We start from the raw sequence: 19,554 nt of genomic DNA, 5'->3' as shown, positions 1-19,554 counted from the left end.
GTTTTACCCTGTTTCAATTTGATGAAAACCTGCTTCAACTATTTCCTCGAGCGCAAGCTTCACAGCTATTTTGACATGCTCGTAAGTAAGCCCGCCTTGAACGAAAGCCATATACGGAGGGCGAATCGGGCCATCTGCTGTCAATTCCAGACTCGCTCCCTGGATAAACGTACCAGCTGCCATGATGACATCACTTTCATACCCCGGCATCGGACTAGGATACGGTGTAACATGAGAGTTAATAGGTGAGGACTTCTGTATCGCCTGGCAAAAAGCAACCATTTGCTCTGCTGTTTCAAAAGCGACCGCCTGAATTAAATCGGTGCGCTTCGCGTTATAAGCAGGGGTGGTAGTAAAGCCAGCCTCTTCCAATAATCTGGCGGTGAAAACGGCACCTTTTAATGCTTCTCCAACCATATGAGGCGCGAGGAAGATCCCCTGGTACATTTCCTGGAGGCTGTTCAGACTGGCTCCAGCTTCTTTCCCAATCCCGGGAGCGGTCAGACGATAGCTGCATAATTCTACTAAGTCCTTATTTCCAGCTATATAACCGCCGGTACGGACAATTCCTCCGCCCGGATTTTTAATTAACGATCCTGCAATCAAATCAGCCCCAACATGCAATGGCTCCTGCAGTTCGACAAACTCCCCATAACAATTGTCCACAAAAATGATCGCATCCGGCTTTATAGTCCGGATTTTTTGAATCATGTCAGCGATTTCGTCTATCGTAAACGAAGGGCGGTCCGCATACCCTTTCGAACGCTGGATAGCTATCATTTTCGTATTATTTTTTATGGCGTTTCTGATTTCAGGGAAATCAATTTCTCCTGACTCGGCAAGGGAGACAGAACGATAGCTTATGCCGTTATCTTTGAGGGAACCGGTATCCTTATCGTTCGAACCTTTGACTACTTGTTCCAACGTGTCATAAGGTTCCCCGGTCATATATAATAATTCATCACCTGGTCTTAACACACCAAATAAAGCTGTTGTAATGGCATGGGTGCCTGAAATGATTTGAGGGCGTACCAATGCGTCTTCCCCACCGAAGATCTCCGCATAAAGTTCTTCTAAAGTATCGCGGCCGTAATCGTCATACCCATACCCTGTTGTCGGGTTGAAGTGGCTGTCCGAGATTTTAAGACGGCGGAAGGCTTCCAGCACTCTGTGTTGATTTTTTTCCACAATGGATTGTATTGATATATGGTAAGGACGAATCTCTTCTTCTGTATGTGCTGCTAGTTGTTCAATATTCATAACGTACGTTACTTCCTTTATTATAGTAATTGGTGTTTTAACGGATGTTCGGGATGAATGGCACCGGCTACTACATACCCTTCCCTTTTCTCATCAAAATGAAAAGATGAGACGATGCTTTCCCCTTTTAATTGTTGAATCCTCTTGCCGTTCCCAGCTGGAATAAAGGTGTGATAGTTATCCCATTCTTTGATCAGCGTATCCTCTATTTTATCCAGTACCCGCTTGTTATCGATAGGATCATGGACACTCACTGTAATGGATGGAAAAGCTTCCGGAATAAAATCGCCGTTCAACAGGTCCATCTTATTATAAACGGTAAGCATCGGCAGGTGATCCGCTTCCAAATCACCTAATAACTTCAGTACCGTGCGTTCATGTTGTTCATGATCGGGATGAGAAGCGTCAACCATATGAAGAATGAAGTCCGCTTCTGTCACTTCCTCCAATGTAGACCGGAAAGCGGCAATTAGAGTAGTTGGCAGATCCTGAATAAATCCGACCGTATCGGTCAGAAGCACCTGGAGGCCTGACGGAAGCTGTAACTGTCGGGTCAACGGATCCAGGGTTGCGAATAACAGGTTTTCTTCAAATGAATCACTCTCGGTAACACGGTTGAAAAACGTCGACTTCCCAGCATTAGTGTAACCTACGATCGCCACTTGAAAAGCCTTGTTTTCTTTTCGTCGTTTCCGGTACTGCTCCCGCTGCTTCACCACCGCAGATAACCGTTTTTTAATATCGTCAATGCGCCTGCGGATGTGGCGACGGTCACTTTCCAGCTTTGTTTCACCCGGACCCCTTGTCCCGATTCCGCCGCCAAGACGGGATAATTCCGTCCCCTGGCCGGCAAGTCTTGGAAGTAAATACTGCAGCTGTGCCAGCTCCACCTGCAGTTTACCTTCTTTCGTTTTAGCCCGTTGAGCGAATATGTCCAGAATGAGCTGGCTTCGATCAATGACCCGGACTCCCAATCGGTCTGTTATATTCCTTAGCTGCCCAGGGGAAAGCTCCTCATTGAAAATAACAAGGTCAACACTATTCTCCTCTGCATAATCTTTAATTTCTTCTAATTTTCCTTCTCCTAAGTATGTGGCAGGATGAACCCGGTCCCTTTTCTGAACGAATATATGTTGAACTGCGCCATCCGCTGTTTCTGTGAGCGATTGCAGTTCTTCCAGCGAGGATTGGAACCGTTTGTCATCCTGCCCGGTTTGAGCTCTTGCTACAAGTACTACTTGTTCTTTTTCTGGCATTATTTCTACCTCTTTCCATGGTCGGTATCTCTTATCATCATATCAAAAGAAAAGAGTCGTGGATAATAATTATCCTCCCCCAACCTCTTCGAATATAATATCTTTAGCTTCTATTGTCATTAGTACCTCTTTATTGATGGTGGAACATCGCATCATTCGGATGGCATGTTTTCGGATGGCATCTTCAATGATGTTCCGCACATAGCGTCCATTTGAAAAATTGTACGGCGACCGCTGCAGCAACGAATGGAAATGCTGTTTCAATTTCCATTGGGCTTCATTGGACAGTTTATAATCTTTCAGCTCTGCCATGTCGTGTGCTATTTCCAGCAATTCACCTGGCGTATAATCCGGGAACTCCAGTGTAATAGGAAAGCGGGATTTCAACCCGGGATTCAAAGTCAGGAACCTGGTCATTTCACGCGGGTATCCTGCCAGAATCAAAATAAACTCACTATGATGATCTTCCATACACTTCACAATGGTATCTACTGCTTCTTTCCCGAAATCTTTTTCCCCACCACGTGCGAGAGAGTAGGCTTCATCAATGAACAAAACACCACCAAGCGACTTTTTTATCAAATCTTTTGTTTTCTTCGCCGTATGGCCAATGTACTCCCCTACCAGATCACTCCGGTCCGCTTCGATAAAATGCCCTTTCGATAACAGGTTCATATCATAAAAAATCTTCGCCAGCGCGCGTGCGACGGTTGTTTTCCCCGTGCCGGGATTCCCTTTGAACATCATATGAAGCACTTGGTTTTCCGTAGTTAGCCCCACTTGCCTGCGTTTTTCCTTAACAAGAACCTGCGCATAGATCTCTTTTACCTTTTCACGCAGACGATCCATGCCGATGAAAGCATCCAAATGATCTTCAATTAGCTGAAACGGGTCCGCTTTACCGTTCTCCACAGGGGCCAGTGCTGCCCTGTCAGCATTATCTTCTTTCCGGTCTTTTAAAATAATGTTGATTTTACCTTGTTGGTTATGGGTCAGTTGGGAACTCATTAGATCACCCCTTATTCCCTAACACTATACGTATGACAGCCTCAATGTGTGACAAACGCCCAGGCGCATTGAAAAACGGATGCCAGAAGCATCCGTTTCACTGTCCATTATTCTTTATCTAAAGAAACGTTTTTGGTTGGAGCAAAAGTGGAAATTGCATGTTTGAAAATAAGCTGCTGCTTCCCATCCGTTTCCAGCAGAACTGTAAAATTATCAAATGATTTGACAGCCCCTCTCAATTGGAACCCGTTGAGTAGAAAGACGGTTACCTGAACGCGTTCTTTTCTTAGCTGATTTAAAAAGGTGTCTTGAATATTGACGGATTGAGCCATGAATCTTCCTCCTCTTTTCTATCTATATTACAACTAATTCTATGTCTGTTCGATCATTCCTGCTAAATCACGCAAAATAATTTGAAACTTTTCCTGAAAATTTTGTTCTGTTACGGAATACCAGGTTACATCCATTTTATTGCGGAAATACGTATATTGTCTTTTCGCGTATCGGCGGGAATTGCGCTTCAATAATTCCACCGCCCGCTCCAGGTGGTACTCTCCATTAAAATAAGGGATAAATTCTTTATACCCGATCGCCCGCATGGACTGCACGTCTTCCAGGCCCGAATCATACAGCTCCCGGACTTCTTCCAACAGTCCTTCCTCCACCATCATGTCGACGCGATGATTGATTCTGTCATAAAGCAGCTCACGATCCATTTCTAAACCAATAAGGATTGGATGGTAGGGAGATTCATCCGACTGGTTCTTTTGATACTGTGACATGGTCATCCCTGTGCTTTCATAAATTTCCAAGGCACGTATTAACCTTCTCTCGTTATTGGGATGAATTTTTTCCGCCTGCTCCGGGTCGATTTCCATCAACTGTTGATAAAGTGCCTGATTTCCTTTCATCTCAAGTTCGGATTCTAAGCGCTCGGTTATTTCACCGCTTCGCTTTTGCTCTGAAAAATTAAAATCATAAAGCACAGATTGAATATAAAGACCAGTCCCTCCAACAATTACCGGAAGCTTTCCCCTGGAGGAAATATCCTCAATTGCTTCTGTGACCCTTTCTTTAAATTCAGCGACTGAAAAGGAATCCTCCGGGTCTTTAATATCGATCATATGGTGCGGGATTCCTTCCATTTCTTCCGGAGTCACTTTTGCTGTGCCGATATCCATGCTTCGATAAATTTGCATAGAATCGCCACTGATGACTTCGCCTTTAAATCGTTTGGCTATTTCTATCCCAAGCTTAGTTTTACCCACTGCTGTCGGTCCGACTACCGATACAACCACAGGCTTCATATAGTTATCCACCTTTCATTCACAAACCTCATTATACAAACATTATACACAACAAATCCCGAAGCGGCTAATCGCGTAATTGTAAGGGGTTTCCACACCCTTGTAACGGAGTTCGTTACTTAAAAAATAACGGATTCCGTTAGGTGTGTGTAATCATTTTCTTTATCCACAGCTAACTATACCCGTTAATGAGCGGGTAACGAATTACGTTATCTGTAGCAAACAGATGTCCCTATGCCTGCTATCATGGTAAAATTAGCGGTAGGAGGGTTGCCTGATGGTCACAGCGGAACGGATTCGATTTTTACGCATCCACCATAATTGGACACAAAAAAAACTATCCGAAGAAGTCGGAGAGTCCTCTCAGGTTATCTCTAACTGGGAGCGCGGCTATACGACGCCAAGCCTGGAAAATATCGTAGCACTTGCCGACGCACTTGATTGTACGACAGATTATTTATTGGGGAAAAGCGATCAACCATTTGATATTCTTAAAAAGATAAACGACGTACTGGAAGATAAAGGAATCGAGGAAACGGATTTGTTTTATGTATATGTATGGGAGGAACTGAGCCGGGAAGAAATTATACAAATTCTGAATTTCTTCCAGTTCATCAGACAATCCCACAAATAGCCTGAAAAACTGCATAACCTTTCGTAATAAAAGGTAAGTCGCTCGCGCTCCCCTATTGTCGGTGTGCTAACTTATATTTGAAGAGTACTGCTTTAATCAGCTGATAGACAATACGGTGCTGGGCCAGTATCTGCGCACTGACAAGACGCTCATATCGCGTCAATTCCTGTTCCACCTCTTCTAAGTTTTCTTCACTGATGATGTTGTCAAAACGAACCACTCCATCCTGGAGAATGGTAACGTTCGTCCCGATAAAACGATGCTTGTTATCGATAAAATAATCATAGTCCCTATTATCATTTTTAAAATAGTCACTGACATAAACGACCAGCAATTGGAAAGCTACATCGTTGATGGTATGGAGTTCAGGATTTTCATCCGCTTCCCGTCTGGCGATATGGTAAGATTGTTTAATTAAATTCTCCAGACCAATCCGCCATTCATCCAGTTGCTCCACTCCCCTACTGATGGAAGCGTAGGTTTTTTCGTTCCCCTGATAGTAAGCATTGGCTGCCTCAAATAACTTAGTAATAGCTCCCTGTCTTTGTTTTTCATCATAAAAGTCATTAGTCTCCCAAAGAGTTTCCCCGTTGTTCTTTAGCTTTAACTGTAATACCATCGTATCCCTCCTTCATCCACCATCCCATTCTAGCATAAATAAACTGAAGAACGATATCGCTCTCCAGTTTCTCTTATGTTTACATCACCCGTTTGAACATTTTCTCCATTTCATATTCGGAAAAATGAACGATAATCGGCCGCCCGTGAGGACAGGTGAACGGGTCAGTCGATTTCCTTAGATCTTCAAGCAGCTGAAACATATCATTATGGTTCAAGTAATGATTGGCTTTGATCGACCGTTTGCAGGACATTAATGTTGCAGCTTCTTCCCGAATTTTTTTGATGTCAATCCGTTCTTCACTCATGATCTGTTCCACCATTTCTTCAATCACTTCCATCTCGAAGCCTTTCGGGAACCAATTGGGATGGGATCTGATAATATAGCTATTCTCACCGAATGCTTCAAAAAAGATTCCCACCTGCTTTAATTCTTTATTGTATTCTTCGATTCGCAGCGCTTCCTGCTTGGAGAAATCAAACGTAAGCGGCACAAGAAGCTCCTGCACCTCATTTTCTACTTCTCCCAGTTTTTCCGTATAAAACTCATATTTGATCCGCTCCTGAGCTGCGTGCTGATCGACAATATACAGCCCCTTTTCGTTTTGAGCTAATATATAGGTCCCGTGCAGTTGGCCAATCGGATACATCGCAGGTACTCTCTCGTCATCGGTTTCTGCCTGAACATCTGTACCTTCCATAGCAGCTTCCCTAGGATTTTCCTGGACCATTTCTTTGATAACTTCGTTTTGCTTTTCCTGATAATGATGCTGCCCATAATCATCGAGGTCCAGCTTTTCTTCAGTTTCATGAGTGGCAGAATCAAGCAGATGGTCCATGGATTTTTTCCTCTGTTCGTGTGCTTCTTGTTCCCGTTCTTCATAGAAGTGGAATGCCGGCTGTGTTGAGTTTATTTTTTTGACTGGCTTTTTCTGTTCCGGCGCTTCTGGTATCAAGGTTTCTTTTCTGAAAGTGGATTGGATTGTCGTTTTGACCAGTTCGAAAAGTTCCTGTTCTTTACTGAACCGGACTTCCAGCTTTGCCGGATGAACATTGACGTCCACAAGAATCGGATCCATCTCCACGTTTAACACGACTAGCGGGTTCCTCCCAATCGGAAGGAGCGTGTGATAGCCTTGCATCACTGCTTTATTTAATGTGATGTTACGAATGTACCTGCCATTGATGATAGTTGAAATATAGTTCCTTGAAGCACGGGTCACTTCTGGCTTAGCTATATAACCGGATATTTTGAAGTCTTTCGTTTCTCCTTCGACAGGGACCATCTTTCTTGCTGTTCCCATCCCGTAAATCTGCGCGATAACCTGCAATAAATCCCCCCGACCGGAGGTTTGGAAGAGCTGTTTGCCATTGTGTGAACATGAAAATTTCACATCAGGATGAGCGAGTGCCATCCTGTTTAACACATCAGTGATATGGCCAAGCTCGGTATGGATCGTCTTCATATACTTCAAGCGGGCAGGAGTGTTGAAAAATATATCATTGACGATGATTTCCGTTCCTTTACGTGCATCACTCTTTGATTTATTGGTCATTTTTCCACCTTCCAGCTCGAGGCGAGTGCCTGCTTCATTTCCAGTCGAAGTCTGAATGGATAAACGACTGACAGCAGCGATACTTGCTAAAGCCTCTCCCCGGAACCCGAGGGTCTTGACGTGGAACAGGTCATTTTCATCCTGAATTTTACTCGTTGCATGACGGAAGAAGGCATGCTCACAATCTTCCTCTTCCATGCCATCACCATCATCGGTTATCTTAATTTGTTGTAGTCCAGCTTCCAGTAATTCTACTTTAATGGATTTGCTATTAGCATCGATACTGTTCTCAACCAGTTCTTTGATGACAGAGGCCGGACGTTCCACTACTTCACCAGCAGCGATTTTATTCGCTAAATGGTCCGGCATCAATTTGATTTTTCCCATGCCCCTCCCCCTTTATTTATCTTTTTATTTGCTTTTGCAATTGATAAAGCTGGTTCATCGCTTCCATCGGCGTCATTTCCATCAAGTCCATATTTGCCAGCTGATCAAGTAATTTACTTTCTGCCCTGGTGCTTTTTCCGGGTTTCTCTTCCCGTACTTCCTCAAAAAAAGTCAATTGCTGCTCATCTGTCGTTTTTGCTTGAGTGTGTTCATTTTTAGTCCCTGTTTCATATTCTTTCAATAGGTCTGTCGCTCTCGTAATCAATGAATCTGGCAACTCTGCCAGTTTCGCTACATGAATTCCGTAGCTTTCATCCGCTGCACCTCTTTGAATCTGATGGAGAAAGACGACATTCCCCTGGTATTCTTCAGCACGGACATGAATATTCTGGAGTCGGTCCAAGCTATCTTCCAGTTCGGTCAGTTCATGATAATGGGTGGAAAAGAGCGTTTTTGCTCTGATTTCTTCATGAATATGTTCGACGATCGCCTGAGCAAGTGCCATCCCATCATAGGTGCTCGTACCTCTGCCAATTTCATCAAGGAGTATCATGCTGTTTTCGGTGGCATTCGCCAGTGCATGCTTTGCCTCCAGCATTTCTACCATAAACGTACTTTGGCCGGAAACGAGGTCATCGGCAGCTCCTATTCTAGTAAATATCTGATCAAAGATTGGAAGGTTCGCCTCTTCGCATGGTACAAAGCAGCCAACCTGTGCCATGATGGCGGTTAAAGCGAGCTGTCTCATATAGGTGCTTTTCCCTGACATATTCGGCCCGGTAATCACCAGGATATCGGTATCATCATCCATAAAAACATCATTTGGCACAAAAGAAGCGTCTTTCATCACCTTTTCCACTACCGGGTGCCTTCCTTGTTTAATGTCAATCAGCCGTTGATCATTGAAGCCCGGCTGGATATAGCCATTTTTTTCGGAAACGGAGGCGAAACCTTGCAGCACATCAATTTTGCTGATTTGTCCCGCTAGCTTTTGTAAGTCTTCAATGTATTGCTTTACTTTTTCCCTCAACGTTAAGAAGAGCTCATACTCCAGTTCGACACTTTTGTCCTGGGCTTCTAAAATCAATGTTTCCTTTTCTTTCAGCTCCGGTGTAATGTAGCGTTCCGCATTCGTCAATGTCTGCTTCCGCTCATATTTTCCTTCCGGCAATAAATGAAGGTTAGCTTTGGTGACCTCGATATAATACCCGAAGACACGATTATACCCTACTTTCAGGGATTTGATCTTTGTTTCTTCCCGTTCTCTTCGTTCCAGTTCAGCAATCCACTGCTTCCCATTCTTGGCAGCATCCCGATATTCATCCAGTTGATTGTTGAAACCATCTTTAATGATCCCGCCTTCTTTAATGGTGACTGGCGGATCGTCGTGAATACTTTCATCTAATAAATGATAGAGATCTGTCAGCGGATCGATGGATTCATGCAGTCGGCTGATTTCTGCATGGGAAAACTTTTTGAGTGTCTCTTTAATCGCTGGGATTTTACCTAACGACTGTTTTAATTGTAAAAGGTCCCGAGCATTCACATTCCCAAAGGAAATCCGCCCCGACAATCTTTCCAAATCGTAAACAGACTTCAACTGTTCCCGCAGCTCTTCCCGCTCAAAGAATTGATCAAGGAATCCCGACACCTGTTGGTGACGTGCCTCGATTTCTCTTCTGTCTAAAAGCGGTCGTTCCAGCCATTTTTTCAATTGACGAGCGCCCATGGAAGTGACTGTATCATCGACTACCCATAATAAGCTGCCCGTCTTTCCTTGTTTTCTTAATGTTTCCATCAATTCAAGGTTTCGTTTGGAATACATGTCGAGGTTCATATGCTGTTTTAATTCGATTTTTTGTACGGGCTGCAAATGATCCAGGGACCGTTTTTGAGTATGCTGAATGTAATTGAGCAGTCTGCCAAAGCCAATTTTATATTTTTCCTGCTGGATACTTTCCAGTAAGGAGGAAAATGGGGCTTCAATGGTTTCATCATCCTGATAAGAAATCGTATAAGCTAAACGTTCCTTTAAATCCTGCTGACAAGATTCAGCCAGGTCAGACGCAATGACGATTTCTTTGACAGGTCGGTTATATAACTCACTGAGCACTGCTCCCCATCCATCCGTAATAAGAGCGATGCTATTTTCTCCGGTTGTAAGATCATTGTAGGCGACTGTGTAGCTGCCATCGTCAAAACCAGTGAGGCTTGCGAGATAATTATTCTCTTTTTCATCCAGCATGTGCCCTTCCATCACTGTGCCAGGAGTGATCAATTGGACAACTTCCCGTTTGACTACTCCCTTAGCTGCTTTTGGGTCTTCCACTTGTTCACAAATTGCAACTTTATAGCCTTTTTCTATCAGGTTTTTTATGTAGTTCGCCGCCGAATGGTAAGGAACCCCGCACATCGGGATCCGTTCGTTCCCGCCATCACGGCTGGTCAAAGTGATCTCCAATTCTCTTGCCGCTTCCAAAGCGTCATCAAAAAACATTTCATAAAAATCACCAAGTCGAAAAAATAAGAAAGCGTCTTTATGCTGTGCTTTGATTGTCAAATACTGCTGCATCATCGGTGTATATTGCGCCATTTGCTATCCCCCAAAACGTTCTATAGTCACTTTCATTATTATAGCATAGATGAAAACCTTCCTTGAAAGGTTGTGTTCGAATGATTCTGTTAAACTTCCATCTTGATTTCTCCAGTAAAGCTCCCTTTAACAGAAGAATCAGTTTCAAGATATGTTGTTTCCGTTACGATAGTAACGGTTGGGAGATCCGGGAAATCACTCGCTTTCCATGGGTGTACGGTGAGCTTCCTCGGGCTAAAGCCCTGCGGGATCTCACCATGTACTTTACTCCCATAGGAGTCTCGCAATTTCCCGGACCTCCTTGTGTTTATGGGAGAAACGGAAACATCGTTATGAAGTCCTTCAACCAAAGGGATAGCTATTTTTAAAAACGTGCTTGTAACTATTGATTGTAGAAGACAGTCTCACCTATTACAGGGGTTCTTTTCTCCCATCCTTCAGATGGGTTGGTTGGGAAACTGCGAGACTCCCGCGGGAGAAGGAGCCAGGCGAGACCCCACAGGGAGTGAAAACGACCGAGGAGGCTTGCCGGTTCCCCCGCAGGAAAGCGAGTAGTTTCCCGGCCAACCCTGCCGCTATTATGGTAAAGAACCCTCACTATCTTGAAACTGAGTCTTCCACAATTCGGCACTTTTGTTGAATAAACCTTTCAAAAAAGTTTAATAAAGCAAACAAAAAGATAATCCCCGCTTTTGTTAGCAAGGATTATCTAAATGGGGTTATTCCTCTTCTTTTCTTCCGAGAAAATCCGGGTCGATCTCTGAAAAATCATCATCGGATAAGTCACCAAAATCAAAGTCATGATCGTGCTTACAGCCCTTTGGATTGACACGGACACAAAGCTTCGTTTCCCCAATTACATCCACGAAGAATTCCCGCTCTACTTCAACCGAAATCTTCTGACCGTTGCTAGTGATGTTGGCTTCCAGGCAGTTCGGTTGTTGTGTCGCTCTTGCAAAGACTTCCAAATCATCGTCAATGCAATTTTCGTCTTTGATGTACAGCGGGACATGGTCGCAATAGTGGACTCTCTCTGTTACGACTTCCGTCTTGGTATTATCATTGTATGAAAACCAGACGTTTGCATCGTAGTGGCCACTTACTTCCACATGCTCCCCTTTTTTCTTGGCGTGATAGACATGATTGATCACCCAGCAGCCCAGGATACTTGATGGACGGTGGGGTGGAGAAATCATGTGTGTCGATTGCGTGAATTTCTTCCCTTTGCCACAAACAGCCTTCGTGATGATCTCACGGTACTCTTGGTCAAAGAATGACATCTCACCTAAAACCTCCCTTTATCATACACAACATCCTATGCTTGAATTGGGCGAAATGTGCACATGCCTTTCCCTTCAAGAAGGATTTGTATAAGGTTTTAGTTCATTCTATGCAAGAGCCTAGATAATTGTACGAAAAAAAACGCTGAAGGACATATTTCTCCTTCAGCGCAAGGGAAAAAATTAGTGGCCGCAGGCTGAATCGCCAGCTTTAGCGCCTGTTTCTCCTTTGAGTACATCTCCTCCGGTGGATCGGATAACTTCATTAGTCACTTCACGGGCAATGGTATTCGTTACCATTTGTAAAACGTCGTTAATGACTACCTGAGAACTTTTGAACTCTTCTACTACCGGAATAGCGTCCAATTCTTCCTGGAGACGGTCAATTTCTTTTTCTACTTTTTTCTGGGCTTCTGTTTTCCCATAAGCCTGGAAGTTGACGGCCTGTTTTTGTAACGCTTTGATCCTGGAGATATTTTCCTGCACTTTTTTATTTTCATTTATTTTTGCTTCCAGTTGTTTAAAACGATCGATCTCTTCGATATTGGCCATCATCTTAGCCAGTTTCTGTGCTTCTTCTACTACTTGCTTGCGTGTATATTCAGCCATTTCTACTTCACCTCTGCTGCTTCTTCGACCATTTCTCCATCAAGAGACCATGTCTTTGCATTATTTATTTTCACTTTCACAATTTCACCGATTGCGGATTTTGGCCCTTTGAAATTGACCAATTTATTTCTTTCGGTGTACCCGGCAAGTACGTCAGGGTTTTTCTTACTCTCCCCTTCGACCAGTACATCAACAATTTCACCTTCGTATTTCTTCATTGCTTCTGCTGACTGTGCATTGACCAGTTTATTCAAACGCTGCAGCCTTTCTTTTTTCACTTCCATCGGAACATTATCCTTCATACGCGCTGCAGGAGTTCCTTCTCTTGGAGAGTAAATGAACGTATAGGCAGATTCAAAACCGACCTCTTCCACGAGGGTTAGTGTTTCTTCAAACTGCTCCTCGGTTTCATTCGGGAAGCCGACAATGATGTCTGTTGTCAGTGTCGCATTTGGCATCGCTGTACGAATCTTATCTACGAGCTCCAAGTAACTTTCCCGGGTATATTTCCTAGCCATGATTTTCAGGACATCTGAGCTTCCTGACTGGACAGGAAGGTGGATATGATCGAGCAAGTTTCCGCCTTGTGCCAAAACTTCAATTAAACGATCATCAAAGTCACGCGGATGGGATGTTGTAAACCGTACGCGCGGAATGTCTATTTTATGAATTTCATTCATCAGGTCGCCAAGTCCATATTCGAAATCCAAATCTTTACCATAGGCGTTGACATTTTGACCGAGAAGGGTAATTTCTTTATACCCTTGTGCTGCCAGGTGTCTTACTTCCTGAATAATATCCTCCGGCAGACGGCTTCTCTCTTTGCCTCGTGTATAAGGGACAATGCAATACGTACAGAATTTGTCGCAGCCATACATAATATTGACCCATGCCTTGATTTTCCCTTTCCGGGAACGAGGAAGGTTTTCAATGATGTCTCCTTCCTTAGACCATACTTCAACCACCATTTCTTTGCCATACATTGCTTCTTTGACGAGCTGTGGCAGCCGGTGAATATTATGTGTTCCAAAGATCAGATCGACGAACTGGTGCTTTTTCAGGATGCGGTTGACGACTGACTCTTCCTGGGACATACAGCCGCAGACACCAATGATCAGATCAGGATTTTCAGTTTTCAACGGTTTCAGGTGACCGATTTCCCCAAACACCTTATTCTCTGCATTCTCCCTGATCGCGCAAGTATTCAATAATATGATATCGGCTTCTTTTGTCTCATTAGTGGACACGTAGCCCATCTGTTCCAGGATGCCGGCCATGACTTCTGTATCATGTTCGTTCATCTGGCAGCCATAAGTACGAATCATGAATTTCTTGCCCTTTCCAAGGCCGATCATTTCTTCCGGTATATTGAAATCATAATGAACTTCAACATCTTCCTTGCCCCGCTTTTTGGCATCTTTTAAGGAAGGAGGCTGGTAGCTTGTTTCGAAATATTTGATAAAGTCTTCACTTTTCTTATCCTTAATTCGTTTCAGGTTATCCTGGTCGGATTTTACGTCCGCTGGATTCACTTCACGAATTTGACTCATCTGTTTACGCTGTTGTTCATTCATCAACAGTGCTCCTTTCGCATAACATATCTAACTTTCTCATTATATCAACTTTGATGGCAAATTTTAAGAGCAGAAGCTGAAGAATAACACAAAGGAAGGCTGATCAGCATATGTGATCAGCCTTTGTGCTATCAGGAAATGATATTCAATTTCTTGCCGGCACGTTCGAAAGCAGTCAGCGCTTCTTGTAATTCTTCTTTCGAATGCTCCGCAGTGACGATCGTTCGAACCCGCCCTTTCCCTCGTTGTACCGTAGGGAAAACAATTCCTTGGGCAAAGACTCCTTCATTGAATAGTTCGTCTGAAAACTTGTGAGTCAAGGAATCATCGCCGACCATTACCGGAGTGACAGGAGTTTCACTGATTCCGATATCGAATCCGAGAGATTTCAATCCATCTTTAAAGAATTTCGTATTATCCCACAGTTTCTGGATCAATTCAGGCTCTTCCAGTAATACGTCTATTGCTGCATCACATGCGGCGGTTACAGCTGGTGGATGAGAAGTACTGAATAGAAACGGGCGGCCTTTATGAATCAAATATTCTTTTAAGGTCTGACTGCTTGCCACATAACCTCCAAGGACACCGATTGCTTTACTTAATGTTCCTACCTGGATGTGTACTCGTCCATCCAACCCAAAGTGATTGACCGTACCGCGACCATTCTCCCCTAGCACGCCGCTGGCATGAGCATCATCAACCATAACGAGTGCATCGTATTTTTCAGCCAGTTCAACGATTTCTGGAAGCGGAGCAATGTTGCCATCCATCGAGAAAACGCCATCCGTGACAATTAAACGTGTACGATAGTCGCCGGACTCTTTCAATTTTTCTTCCAATGAATCCATATCAACATGTTTGTAGATTTTACGCCCGGCTTTTGTCAGGCGAATTCCATCGATGATGGATGCATGGTTCAATTCATCCGAAATCACCACATCTTCCTCTGTCAAAATAGATGAGAGAACTCCCTGGTTAGTCGTAAAGCCGGACTGAAAAACAAGTGCTGCTTCGGTATGTTTAAACTTAGCCAGCTTCTTTTCATATTCTTCGTGCATTTGCAGCGTCCCGGCAATCGTTCTTACTGAACCGGTACCCGCTCCATATTCACGGACCGCTTTTTCTGCAGCTTCCTTCATTTTTGGATGGGAAGTCAATCCAAGGTAATTATTAGAAGATAACTGAATCACTTCTTTGCCTTTTATCTTAACTCGTGATCCCTGCGGTGATTCCAACGGGATCAATTCCCGGAAAGTCCCCTGGTCTTTCATTTGGTCCAGTTCCTTTTGTAAGTATTCAAAACCTTTCATATACAAACCTCCTCAATGATTTACAAATGTGTAGTTATGTATGCAGGAGGATGAACCTCCTTATACCATGAAGTAATCTTTCTCTTAATAGTATCTCTCATTTACGGATTATTTTTCAACAATCCACATTTTTTAATCAAGGATGCAGTACTACTTTTCCGCATTTCCCTTCATTCATCAGCTGGAACCCTTTCTCAAATTCTTCGAGTCGCAGGTGATGAGTGATCATCGGAGTTAAATCCACTTGTTTCGAATGAAGCAGACGGGAAACCTGCTGCCATGTTTCATACATTTTGCGTCCGGTTATGCCCTGTACTTCAATACCCTTAAACACGATGTCATTAGTGACATCAATCGTCACTGGTTTCGTCGGCAGACTCAGGATGGACATCCTGCCCCCATTCGTAATCATTTTGAAGCCCTGGTCCATCGCTATCGGATGACCGCTCATCTCACAGACCACATCGATTCCGTGCCCATCTGTCAGTGATTTCGCTTTTGCTACCGGGTCTTCTTTACCAGAATTAACAACCGTAGTAGCCCCCATTTGAGAAGCCAATTCCAGGCGGTATTCGTTCAGATCAAACGCCAGAACTTGAGAAGCCCCTGCTGCTTTTGCTACTCCGACAGCCATCAGGCCAATCGGTCCACAGCCAATAACGGCTACTGATTTCCCGGCTACATCCCCGTTTAATACCGTATGGACAGCATTCCCCATTGGTTCTTGAACGGAAGCGATATCCGTCGGCATTTCTTCCGGGTTTTTCCATAAGTTCTCAGCTGGCAGTGCAACATACTCAGCAAAACACCCCTGTGTATCCACACCTATTATTTGGGTATTCTCACAAATATGATATTTGCCAGTCAGACATTGAGGACAATGGCCGCAGACCAAGTGTGTCTCTGCGCTTACATAGTCCCCTTCTTTGAATGTATTTACTTTACTTCCTACCTCTATTACTTCACCAGCGAATTCATGCCCGAACACGTATGGCGGGTTAACCCGGCTGGCGGACCACTCATCCCAGTTATAGATATGAACATCGGTTCCGCATATGGAAGTCGCTTTCACTTTAATCAATACTTCATTTTCTTTTATAACAGGAATTTGTACTTCCTGTAATTCAGCACCTACGCCGCGATGATGTTTTACAATGGCTTTCATTGTTCCACTCACAACGAACACTCCTATCCTCTATCAAACTCATAACTATTTATATATCACCATTTTATCAGGCGTAATATTTTTTGCAAATGCATGTGTCCATGTCGAAAACACAAATGATCGTTGTAGACAGTCGGATTCTCTGCAGCCTTGTAAACATGCTGGTTCAGCGTAATAGAAGCCAAAAAAACCAGGTCAGATTTTTTCTGACCTGGCTTTCGTATCCGAGAAATACCGTTTACATGAATTCACTTACTAGATTATTAAATTTTTCTTCATCGATTTTCAGATCGCTGTCTTTCAATGCGTGTTCGGCGTATCCGTGTACTAAATCCTGATAGGATTGCTGACTGTTGTTCTGATAGATCAATCCTTTAACCAGACTGTTATGTTCCATCAGCGTTGCCATCGCTTTTTTTCTGTCAGAACTATCGTATCCATCAATATCATCTAAGCTGACCAGGTTCTCTTTAAACCAATCATACGTATTGACTTTATTATAAGTAACACAAGGGCTGAATACATTGATCAATGAAAAACCTTTATGATTGATACCCTGCTCAATTAAGGAGGTCAGTTCTTTCAAGTCACTGGAAAAGCTTTGGGCAACAAATGTAGCACCGGCCGATAAAGCCATTTCCATCACGTTTACAGCAGATTCAATCGAACCTTCCGGTGTACTTTTGGTTTTGAATCCCATTTCACTACGTGGTGAAGTCTGCCCTTTCGTCAAACCATATATCTGATTATCCATTACGATATAGGTAATGTCCAGATTACGGCGGATCGCATGGACAGTATGCCCCATTCCGATTGCAAAACCATCACCATCACCGCCCGAAGCAATGACTTTCAAGTCTTTATTCGCCATTTTTACACCCTGAGCGATCGGGAGGACACGTCCATGAATCCCGTGAAAGCCGTAAGAGTTAATATAGCCTGAAATTCGTCCGGAACAGCCAATACCAGAGATAACTGCTAAATCTTCCGGTTCTAATCCTACATTGGCAGCAGCTCGTTGAATAGAGGCCTGTACAGAGAAATCCCCACAACCAGGACACCAATTCGGTTTCACCTTATTACGGAACTCTTTGAATGTCGCCATTTATAACAACTCCTTGCTTCGCTGATGAATTTGACCAGGCAGGAACGGCGTACCGTCATATTGTAAAAGACTATCCATTTTTTCCTGGCTTCCGACGTTCATCTTTATAATATTAGCTAACTGTGCAGTAGCATTGTTCTCGACGACGATTACCTTTTTAGCATGATCTACTAATGCTTTAACTTCGCTTGCCGGGAAAGGATGAACCAGGCGGATTTGAGCGTGATTCACTTTATATCCTTCTTCTTCCAGCCTTCCTTTCGCCTCTTCAATTGCTCCACGTGTGGAATTGAAACCTACAAACAATATATCCGCCTCTTCATGCTTGGCATCCTTATGAACAGGAGTCGGGAATACCTCGGGCAGCTTTTTCAGTTTACGAAGGCGTTTATCCATTTGTGCTTTTCGGTTAGAAGCAAGTTCGCTCGGCTTTCCTGTTTCATCATGTTCTACACCGGTAACATGGAATATGCCATTTTTCGTTCCCGGAAGAATACGAGGGGATACTCCGTCGTCAGTGACCTGGTAACGTTTGAAATACTCACCCTTCTCCAGTTCTGGTAATTGTGGGTCTTCTTGTAATTTTCCACGCCGCACATCAATTTTATCGTAATCCAATGGCTCCACTGTCTGTTTGCCAAGTGACAGCTGCAGGTCAGATAACAGAATGACAGGGACCTGATATTCTTCAGCAAGGTTCAATGCCTCAACCGCATCATTGAAAGCTTCCTGTACTGTACTAGGTGCCATCACTACTTTTGGAATTTCTCCGTGTGTCCCATAAATCATAGCCATCAAATCAGACTGTTCCTGCTTCGTCGGGAGTCCAGTACTCGGACCACCACGCTGGGTATCAACAACAACGAGCGGGGTCTCCGTAATTCCGGCCAGTCCAATCGATTCCATCATTAATGAGAGACCAGGTCCAGCAGAAGCAGTAATTGTGCGAACACCTGCGTAGTTGGCACCGATCGACATCGTGGCAGCTGCAATTTCATCTTCCGTCTGGATGACTGTTCCACCAAATTCCGGCAGCTTTTTTATCATATATTCCATAATTTCTGACGCAGGAGTAATTGGATAGGCAGCCATAAACCTGCATCCACCAGCCAGGAATCCTAAAGCGATTGCATCATTTCCTATCATAAACATACGTTTTTTGCCATCTGCTTTGGCTAATTCCATCTGATGCAAAGAGCCTTCATCTTGTTTCCTTACATATTCAGCCCCTTTGACAATGGCTTCCATATTCTTAGCTACAACCTGTTCTCCTTTACGTGAAAAAATCTCTTCGACAACATCCCGGAAAACTTCACACTCTAAGTTCATAATAGCGCTTGAAGCTCCCACAGCAACCATATTCTTCATCAATGATGTTCCAAGTTCTGTCGCTATTTCCGTAAAAGGCACCGCATATAAAGTAACGTCTACTCCTTCTGGCAGTTTCGGATTGAATTTTGCATCTGCCAGAACGATTCCTTTACTATGTAATTCATGTGCATTGACATCGATAGTTTCCTGGTCGAACGCGACGAGTATATCCAAATCATCAGCAATCGATCTTACTTTCTTCGTAGAAACACGAATTTTATTATTGGTGTGCCCACCTTTGATGCGTGAGGAAAAATGACGGTAGCCATACAGGTAATAACCAAGACGGTTTAAAGTAATGGCGAAGATTTCTCCAGTACTTTCAATCCCTTCCCCTTGCTGTCCGCCAACTTTCCATGAAAGTTGTTCAACCATCTAATACACCCCTTTTAATTTGTCCATGGTTCTCTCCCCCGGAACTTCTTAGTTTGATAGAATTTCAATCTATCAAACTGATTGGAAACAACAAAACTATTTCGGCAAAAGTTATTGTTGAATGCAAGCTATGATGTATGTAATAT

At 43.6% G+C, this 19,554-nt stretch carries 17 protein-coding genes; 1 reads left to right on the top strand and 16 read right to left on the bottom strand.

Features of this window, described 5'->3' with window-relative positions:
* Positions 1-3: 3 nt before the first annotated feature.
* From B9Y67_RS16660 to miaA, 5 genes are all read right to left on the bottom strand, one after another.
* Complete coding sequence (locus B9Y67_RS16660; RefSeq protein ID WP_085508425.1) at positions 4-1,284, bottom strand: methionine gamma-lyase family protein; 1,281 nt, start codon at positions 1,282-1,284, stop codon at positions 4-6.
* Complete coding sequence (gene hflX, locus B9Y67_RS16655; protein ID WP_085508423.1) at positions 1,281-2,516, bottom strand: GTPase HflX; 1,236 nt, start codon at positions 2,514-2,516, stop codon at positions 1,281-1,283. The genes B9Y67_RS16660 and hflX overlap by 4 nt, the downstream gene beginning before the upstream one ends.
* A 69-nt stretch (positions 2,517-2,585) precedes the next feature.
* Positions 2,586-3,524, bottom strand: coding sequence for an AAA family ATPase (locus B9Y67_RS16650; protein WP_085508421.1), 939 nt, complete (start codon positions 3,522-3,524; stop codon positions 2,586-2,588).
* A 107-nt stretch (positions 3,525-3,631) separates the two neighbouring features.
* Positions 3,632-3,856, bottom strand: a complete 225-nt coding sequence (hfq, locus tag B9Y67_RS16645; protein ID WP_085508419.1) for an RNA chaperone Hfq — start codon at positions 3,854-3,856, stop codon at positions 3,632-3,634.
* Between the two features lie 39 nt (positions 3,857-3,895).
* The gene (gene miaA / locus B9Y67_RS16640) at positions 3,896-4,831 is read right to left on the bottom strand and encodes a tRNA (adenosine(37)-N6)-dimethylallyltransferase MiaA (protein ID WP_085508416.1); all 936 of its coding nucleotides are present in this window, start codon (positions 4,829-4,831) and stop codon (positions 3,896-3,898) included.
* Positions 4,832-5,108: 277 nt separating this feature from the next.
* On the opposite strand from miaA, the gene B9Y67_RS16635 reads away from it, so the two are divergent.
* Positions 5,109-5,465: a helix-turn-helix domain-containing protein gene (locus B9Y67_RS16635; RefSeq protein ID WP_062445918.1), complete on the top strand. Its 357-nt coding sequence runs from the start codon at positions 5,109-5,111 to the stop codon at positions 5,463-5,465.
* A gap of 52 nt (positions 5,466-5,517) precedes the next feature.
* Here B9Y67_RS16635 and B9Y67_RS16630 read toward each other — a convergent pair whose 3' ends face one another.
* The 11 genes from B9Y67_RS16630 to B9Y67_RS16580 all read right to left on the bottom strand — a co-directional run bounded on the left by B9Y67_RS16630 (position 5,518) and on the right by B9Y67_RS16580 (position 19,408).
* Complete coding sequence (locus tag B9Y67_RS16630; protein ID WP_085508414.1) at positions 5,518-6,084, bottom strand: hypothetical protein; 567 nt, start codon at positions 6,082-6,084, stop codon at positions 5,518-5,520.
* A gap of 79 nt (positions 6,085-6,163) precedes the next feature.
* The gene (gene mutL / locus B9Y67_RS16625) at positions 6,164-8,026 is read right to left on the bottom strand and encodes a DNA mismatch repair endonuclease MutL (protein WP_085508412.1); all 1,863 of its coding nucleotides are present in this window, start codon (positions 8,024-8,026) and stop codon (positions 6,164-6,166) included.
* Between the two features lie 16 nt (positions 8,027-8,042).
* Positions 8,043-10,619, bottom strand: coding sequence for a DNA mismatch repair protein MutS (gene mutS / locus B9Y67_RS16620; protein ID WP_085508409.1), 2,577 nt, complete (start codon positions 10,617-10,619; stop codon positions 8,043-8,045).
* 89 nt (positions 10,620-10,708) lie between these two features.
* Positions 10,709-10,906: a hypothetical protein gene (locus B9Y67_RS16615; protein WP_085508407.1), complete on the bottom strand. Its 198-nt coding sequence runs from the start codon at positions 10,904-10,906 to the stop codon at positions 10,709-10,711.
* A 432-nt stretch (positions 10,907-11,338) separates the two neighbouring features.
* Complete coding sequence (locus B9Y67_RS16610) at positions 11,339-11,899, bottom strand: outer spore coat protein CotE (protein ID WP_062445914.1); 561 nt, start codon at positions 11,897-11,899, stop codon at positions 11,339-11,341.
* A gap of 183 nt (positions 11,900-12,082) precedes the next feature.
* Positions 12,083-12,508, bottom strand: a complete 426-nt coding sequence (locus B9Y67_RS16605; RefSeq protein WP_085508405.1) for a YlbF/YmcA family competence regulator — start codon at positions 12,506-12,508, stop codon at positions 12,083-12,085.
* 2 nt (positions 12,509-12,510) lie between these two features.
* On the bottom strand, positions 12,511-14,082 hold the full coding sequence (gene miaB / locus B9Y67_RS16600) for a tRNA (N6-isopentenyl adenosine(37)-C2)-methylthiotransferase MiaB (protein WP_085508403.1): 1,572 nt from the start codon (positions 14,080-14,082) through the stop codon (positions 12,511-12,513).
* Positions 14,083-14,213: 131 nt separating this feature from the next.
* A complete protein-coding gene (locus B9Y67_RS16595) occupies positions 14,214-15,392 on the bottom strand; it encodes a glycine C-acetyltransferase (protein ID WP_085508401.1) in 1,179 nt (392 codons plus the stop codon).
* Positions 15,393-15,528: 136 nt separating this feature from the next.
* Positions 15,529-16,569: an L-threonine 3-dehydrogenase gene (gene tdh / locus B9Y67_RS16590; RefSeq protein ID WP_176224034.1), complete on the bottom strand. Its 1,041-nt coding sequence runs from the start codon at positions 16,567-16,569 to the stop codon at positions 15,529-15,531.
* A gap of 226 nt (positions 16,570-16,795) precedes the next feature.
* Positions 16,796-17,662, bottom strand: coding sequence for a 2-oxoacid:ferredoxin oxidoreductase subunit beta (locus B9Y67_RS16585; RefSeq protein ID WP_085508399.1), 867 nt, complete (start codon positions 17,660-17,662; stop codon positions 16,796-16,798).
* Positions 17,663-19,408 (bottom strand): 2-oxoacid:acceptor oxidoreductase subunit alpha, encoded by a 1,746-nt coding sequence (locus tag B9Y67_RS16580; protein WP_139823830.1) that lies wholly within the window; start codon positions 19,406-19,408, stop codon positions 17,663-17,665.
* Positions 19,409-19,554: the final 146 nt, after the last annotated feature.

It is taken from the genome of Thalassobacillus devorans, from assembly GCF_900176565.1.
GTDB lineage: Bacteria > Bacillota > Bacilli > Bacillales > Halobacillaceae > Thalassobacillus > Thalassobacillus devorans_A.
The sequence above is the reverse complement of the archived record's forward strand: the minus strand, read 5'-3'. Positions and strand labels throughout refer to the sequence as shown.